Annotated in this window: 4 protein-coding genes and 2 pseudogenes; 2 read left to right on the forward strand and 4 right to left on the reverse strand. The window is 41.2% G+C overall.

Annotation, left to right across the window (positions count from 1 at the left end; translation table 11 throughout):
* Window positions 1-237: 237 nt before the first annotated feature.
* Window positions 238-597, reverse strand: coding sequence for a group 1 truncated hemoglobin (locus tag ABZA00_RS15880; RefSeq protein ID WP_372883131.1), 360 nt, complete (start codon window positions 595-597; stop codon window positions 238-240).
* Between the two features lie 146 nt (window positions 598-743).
* Complete coding sequence (locus ABZA00_RS15885; RefSeq protein ID WP_372883132.1) at window positions 744-1,277, reverse strand: hypothetical protein; 534 nt, start codon at window positions 1,275-1,277, stop codon at window positions 744-746.
* Window positions 1,278-1,454: 177 nt separating this feature from the next.
* Between ABZA00_RS15885 and ABZA00_RS15890 the strand changes: the two genes are divergently transcribed.
* Window positions 1,455-3,374 carry a winged helix-turn-helix domain-containing protein gene (locus ABZA00_RS15890; protein WP_372883133.1) on the forward strand — a complete coding sequence of 640 codons (1,920 nt, stop codon included), beginning with the start codon at window positions 1,455-1,457 and terminating at the stop codon, window positions 3,372-3,374.
* 118 nt (window positions 3,375-3,492) lie between these two features.
* Here ABZA00_RS15890 and ABZA00_RS15895 read toward each other — a convergent pair.
* A pseudogene (locus tag ABZA00_RS15895) lies at window positions 3,493-3,566 on the reverse strand (hypothetical protein); the annotation flags it as partial.
* A pseudogene (locus ABZA00_RS15900) lies at window positions 3,558-3,722 on the reverse strand (transposase); the annotation flags it as partial. The pseudogenes ABZA00_RS15895 and ABZA00_RS15900, both read right to left, overlap by 9 nt.
* A gap of 508 nt (window positions 3,723-4,230) precedes the next feature.
* On the opposite strand from ABZA00_RS15900, the gene ABZA00_RS15905 reads away from it, so the two are divergent.
* Window positions 4,231-5,865 carry a cache domain-containing protein gene (locus ABZA00_RS15905; protein ID WP_372883134.1) on the forward strand — a complete coding sequence of 545 codons (1,635 nt, stop codon included), beginning with the start codon at window positions 4,231-4,233 and terminating at the stop codon, window positions 5,863-5,865.
* Window positions 5,866-6,260: the final 395 nt, after the last annotated feature.

Here is a 6,260-nt window from a genome sequence, read left to right on the forward strand (position 1 = left end):
CGCAGGAAAAATGGATCAAAGCAAGGCATTGATTGCAGTAACTAGTTGTTCTAATTACAAAATCAATAACAAAGACTAAAACGTAGTTTTATGTCTAGCTAGCATTCATTTTAACAAGCATAAATGAATAGATAATTATCGGATTTGGTATAACCATTACCTCATGTTGCGTCTTGCTCTGGTCTCCGAGCCCGTGCCTGACAAAGCATATTGAAGTAACATGGGTATATAACAAGGCTACACTAAAACAATATCAGCACGCATGCTATAAAGAATAAATAAAACCTCTTCCTGCTCCCTTTGACCTATATTATTTTTGTCTAAGGCTGATAGGGCATCGTCTAATACCGCCATAAATTCAGAGGCGGCAATGTTCATTCCTTTATGTGCGGCAAGCATATCTTTGCCTTTATAAAGGTTTGGCCCTCCTGACCCGGTAATAAAAAACTCTGTGACGGTTTGCTTTAACTTAGGTACATTGGAATCAGCAAAACGTGTCGCAACCAGCGGATTTGCAATATGATTATCAACAATATCACCTGATATTTGTGCTATAGCCTCTGTGCCGCCAAGCCTTGTATATAGTGACTCTTGCATGGTATTTCTCCTCAATGTAAGTTTATATATCTGTATTTCCATTTATTTAGCTTTAATTAGCGCCATAATGTGGCGCTAGCACATAAGCGGCCATCGTTAAACGGTTTGAATCCATAAACCGTTTAAGTACAAACTATTTTAAGCGCCTATTTTCTGTCTCCTATTGGCACCATAATATGTGCGTAAGGGGTACCTTTCCACATCACATAAGGCCCGCCAACACCGGGATCTGTTGGTAATGAATCTAATAATGCCGCATCAGGGACAATAATCATTAAATGTGCTCCCTCTACAATCCATTGATTACTCTCCGTTTTACCTGCTGCGTAAGGGTCAATATTACTGGCTCCTTCATCACCCGCTAACATATAAGATATACCAATCGCTTTGGCTGCAAATGGTTTCTTGTTTGTCCAGGCATCAGCCCATTCCAACCAGGGCGCATCTAAACACATTGGCGCTTTCCCCTGTAATTGAGCAGGGGTTGGAAAACAGGTGTAACCGTTTGTCCCTTTTTGTAATTCATTCATCTCCCAATCAAGCACAGTAACATTCGCCCTGAGGGTAGGAGGCGCGGCACTCAGTGCATCCTCTAAGAGTGCTTGATTTTTCTCATCTGCGTGTAGCGCATAGCTCATACCTATCGCTAGCAAAGTTAAAATATAGGTATAAATTTTCATAACGTTCTCCTCTATAATGACAGCTTCGATTTGAAAAAACGTCCGTTATACTCATAATTAACCTTAGCACTCTGATTCATTTTATTAATGAGATTTTAATGAGGATCTGATTGCATCAAACAGCAGATTATAAATTTTGCATTGAGTTTGCTATAAATCAATAAGTTGGAGCCAACGATGGGTTTACTTGAATGTTATTCACGAAAATCAGAGTTGGAATACCTGGAAACGGTATTTAAGCAGGATGGTCCTGATATCATTGCGGTTCACGGGATAGCCGGAATTGGAAAATCTACATTATTAAGGGAGTTTGTAAAAAATAGATCTGCAAAACTTATTTTGTTTAACTGCCAGTTAATTGAACCCACTCCAACCGCGTTTACAAAAGCCTTCATTGAGATGTTAGGTAGGGAAAACCAGCCACTGCAGATTATCGCGGATAAAATTGAGCAACAAACCGTTATTATATTAGATCAATTTGAATCATTCAGGCTGTTAGAGACATGGTTTAGACGTGAGTTCATGATCATAATGCAGGGTAAGATCAGACTCATCTTTGCAAGCAGAGTACCTCCAGATTATCAATGGATCATTAATCCGCCAGTAAATTGCCGTTATAGCAGTTTGAAATTATCCAGCTTTTCTTTCAAGGATTCTGTCGATTTTCTACAACGTGCAGGGCATTCAAAAGTAACTGCAATGGGTATCAATCAGTTTGCAAACGGTCACCCATTAGCATTACGCTTAGCGAGCGCTGCTATTTTGGAGCAACCTGGAAGACAGCTTTCTGATATCTCATTAGATAATGTTATTCAGGCTCTTGTCCATTATTTTTTGGAAGATATTCAGGATGTGCAGACGAGAGCGGCGGTAGAAGCAACAGCAACTGTCCGACGAGTAAGTGAGTCGGTGTTGGCTGCAATGTTAGATCTTGAAGATAAGTCTACGATATACAATAAACTATCACAGGTGGATTTTATTGAACACCGTTCTGATGGTCTCAGCCTTCACGATCTTTTAAAACACGCTATAGCGGCAGCATTAAAAGCGAAATCACCACAGAAACTCAGTGAATACAGAAACAGAGCCAGCCGTATTCTTCAACAAGAGATGAAAACATCCGACAGCAGTAACTTATGGCGATATACCGCTGATATTATCTATTTAGTTGATAATAATGTCATTCGTGATGCCTTTTTTCCGCAGAGTGATCATCGAGAGTACAGCGTTGAACCTGCAGTGGAGAGTGATCTGGAGACAATTATGCTAATTGTTGAAAAGCATGAACCTGAGGAGACACTGGTAATATACCAGCACTGGTGGCTGCATGCTCAGGAGACATTTCACTGTATCAAAGATAGCGAAAATCAAGTGGTCGGCTTTTACTGCTTAATTAACCCGGCATTAATAAGTGATAACGTGATTAGCAAAGATCCCATTACTGCCGCATGGTGGAAGCACAATCAAGATAATAAAATACAGGGTATAGAGCCACAGGCTCTTTTTATTCGCCGCTGGTTATCACTCAATGAAGGTGAAGCGCCAAGTGGGGTACAAGCGGCCTGTTGGTTAGATATAAAACGAGCCTATCTTGCGATGCGTCCTAATCTGCGTCGAGTGTATTTGACGCTCGAGAACTTAGCGCCTTATGCAATGGCAGCAAAAAGCCTCGGCTTCACTGTAATAGACATTGAAAGCAGCTTTAACAGGCGCCCGTTCTCCACCGCAATGCTAGATTTTGGAGAAGATTCTGTTGATGGTTGGATTGCGAAAACATTAGTTAATGAGATTAATGAAGTGGCGGAGAGAATGCCGCCTCTAAAGTGGTTCGATAAACCAGCCAGACAGCTAGTGTTTAAAAACGAGCACGTGGATTTAACGCCACTTGAATATGGAACATTAACGTTATTGATTAACAATCAAGGCGTGGCCATATCAAGAAAGGAACTATTGGAAAAAGTGTGGGATATTCATTACGAAGGCGCAAGTAATGTGGTAGATACCGTTATTCTTACCTTAAGAAAAAAACTAAGAGACAAAGCCAGTTTGATTCAATCAGTGCGTGGTATTGGCTATCGGTTTATTAGAGCTGAATGAACATATCTTATTTTGCAAGACGGGAATTAAAAGTTAGGCGGATATATTTTAACGAAATTTTCGGAATTCTCCATCCATAACTTGTTTGGGTCGGCGGAGATGAATAGCAAACCAACCGCTAGCTTGGTCTATCTTGGTTTTGTATGTACTCTTTTAGAGTCTTAAGAGGTGCTCCGCCAGCGGTCAACAAGCAATATGCCTTTGACCGTAAAACGGGCTTCCAGTAATAATTTTTTGGGTGCGTTGCGTATTTTTCCGTATCAACCTACTTGTAACTGCTTTCAAACTGTTGATAAATTTTACAGGCTCAATCGTCGGGTTTAGTCCTGGCATTAAATGAATGTGTTCTGACTCACCACCAAACTATATGGCGCCCTAGGTTGATTAAGCGATGTATCAGGCGAAAAGGCACGGAAAAAACAGGCTTGCAATGAAATAACAGCCCTATGCATTTTACTCAGGTAACGCACCCAAATGGACAATGGCATTATTTTCTAGCACGTTACGCTGCTGATTGGAAACTAAGCCTCTGTTTTAGCGAAAATCACCTCGGAATTTCAAATACTGATTTCAGTAATGTAATTGCTTATTTATTGACTTTTAATAAGGGTTAATAAATAGAAAAATGAAAGGGAAATATAAATATTGATTTAGATCATTGTGTTGTGTAGTCTCTCGGTAATGATGCCTCACTGGTGGAATGTATTAAGATTAAAGTTATTTTATAATTTTTTTATAAAAACCATCCTTGCTTATAGGATAATAATACATCCACCAGTTACGGTTATTACTTTCGGAGCTACCCATTAAATTTAATATTAGTCCTCAAACATTCCCCCGTTATCTGGCTATCAGTATGATTAGTATTATCATACTCTTGATGGCGATTATAGCCGGTTATCTATTAACTAAGAACTACCTGGACAGAGAATCTCGCTTATCTGAGCTGCGTTTAAATGTCGAACGGGAAAATAGAGATAGAGTCAAAAACGAAATTGATAGCGCTTTAAAGCATATCCATATTATGCAAAGCCAGGTTGAATCGGTTCCAATGGAGAACATCAAGGAAAGAGTTGATCTGGCTTATGCTCAAATAGAGGCTATCTATAACCAGACGCGTGATAAGTACCTGGAAAGTGAAATTAAAAACATGATCCGTGAAACGCTACGCAATCTGCGTTTTTTTAACGACCGCGGTTATTTCTTTATCCATCAATTGGATGGAGTGACGGTTTTACACCCAACTGCTCCTGAGCTTGAAGTTAATAACCCCCTACATTATAAGGATGATAACGCCAAGTCTATTATTCTTGGGCTTATTCAGGCTACCCTGAATCAGGAGAAGGCGGGTTATTACCGTTATCGTTGGTACGTGCCAGAAGATAATAACCAGATGCAGGACAAAATTTCCTATGTACGTCAATTTACCCCATTTAACTGGGTTATTGGTGCTGGTGATTACCTATTTCACACTGAGAGTGACCTCAAAGCCTTTGCTCTGCAGCGATTTGAAAGAATACGCTTTGGTACCCATGGCTATATCGCAGTGTTCACTGAAGATGGCCAGTTGCTTTCTGGTCCGACAAAGTTTGCTGATGCTTATAATGTAAAGTACAGACATGCTGTGCAGCAGATTCTTGCAGCTGCCGATGGCATTGCTAAATATGAATGGTATTATCCCGATGGTCAGGGCCCGGTACCCAAAGAGTCATTAGTTGTTAACGTACCGGAATGGGGGTGGTTGTTAGTGGCCGGTTTTTATCCTGATGACGTGAATGAAATGATAGCTGCACAACGGCAAAAGTTAGATGATATCTTTGTCGAAGATACATTGGTATTGCTGATGCCGATAGGTATCGTATTCATGCTCTCTCTATTAAGTGCTAAATGGCTAACAGTTATACTCAGCCGGTATCTATCCGGTATTTATGATCACCATAGCGCGCTGAAACAGACTGCAGAAGAGATGCGTCAGTTAGCTGAGTACGATCCCTTGACCGGTTTGCCCAACCGGCGGCGGTTAAATCAGCAGGCCAAAAAATCCATTTTTCTGGCCAGACTATGTCCAGAGGTGCAGCTAGCCCTGCTGTTTATCGATTTAGACCACTTTAAGGCGATCAATGACTCATTGGGACATGCTGCCGGTGACCAGGTGTTACAACACGTAGCCAGCTGCCTGAGTAGTAATGTGAGAGCAACTGATATGGTGTGCCGTCTTGGTGGTGATGAATTTGTTATTCTTATGAGCAACCAGATATTCCCGACAGCAGCCTCGGATTTGGCGACACGTATTATCAACTCTATTTCTCAGCCTGTGTTGATCAAAGAGCATCAACTGGTGCTGACCCCCAGTATAGGTATTGCTACCTATCCTGAGGATGGGCAGGACTTTGCCACTCTATTGGCTAATGCAGATGCGGCGCTCTATCGGGCCAAGGAGCAGGGCAGGAGCAACTATCAATTTTCTTCCGGTGGTAATCAAGTGGCATGAATTCCAGAGCAGGTATTGGAATACGTTTTGCCTGTTGCCTTTCAAATTAACTATTACAACCAGGTAATAATGTAGCCCAAGCGCTTCGGAATAGGTCTTAAGCATTAAAAATGCAAAAAGAAAGGCCTGATATCCGGTCCCGGTAGTACTGGTGAATTTTGAAGAATCAGGCCATGCCCTTTGCACGCATAGTCTGATTCATCCATCCAGTGGTTTATTAACTTGGAGAAATATTTTGGTTCTGACTGAAGACGTTATCCATTTAGATGAAAAACACCGTCATTCATGGCGGTGATGAAAATCATTGATGCGAAGCATTAACGTTACTTAGGTCTATTTTGTTGCTCGATATAAGTCGTCAGGGCATCTAGTGCAGCACCGCCACATGATCCGGC

The sequence above is a fragment of the Psychromonas sp. genome, from assembly GCF_041586535.1.
GTDB lineage: Bacteria > Pseudomonadota > Gammaproteobacteria > Enterobacterales > Psychromonadaceae > Psychromonas.

Coding starts and splice junctions, on each gene's coding strand:
- ABZA00_RS15880 (WP_372883131.1), bottom strand. CDS start 597: ATGCAAGAGTCACTATATACAAGGCTTGGCGGCACAGAGGCTATAGCA.
- ABZA00_RS15885 (WP_372883132.1), bottom strand. CDS start 1,277: ATGAAAATTTATACCTATATTTTAACTTTGCTAGCGATAGGTATGAGC.
- ABZA00_RS15890 (WP_372883133.1), top strand. CDS start 1,455: ATGGGTTTACTTGAATGTTATTCACGAAAATCAGAGTTGGAATACCTG.
- ABZA00_RS15905 (WP_372883134.1), top strand. CDS start 4,231: ATGATTAGTATTATCATACTCTTGATGGCGATTATAGCCGGTTATCTA.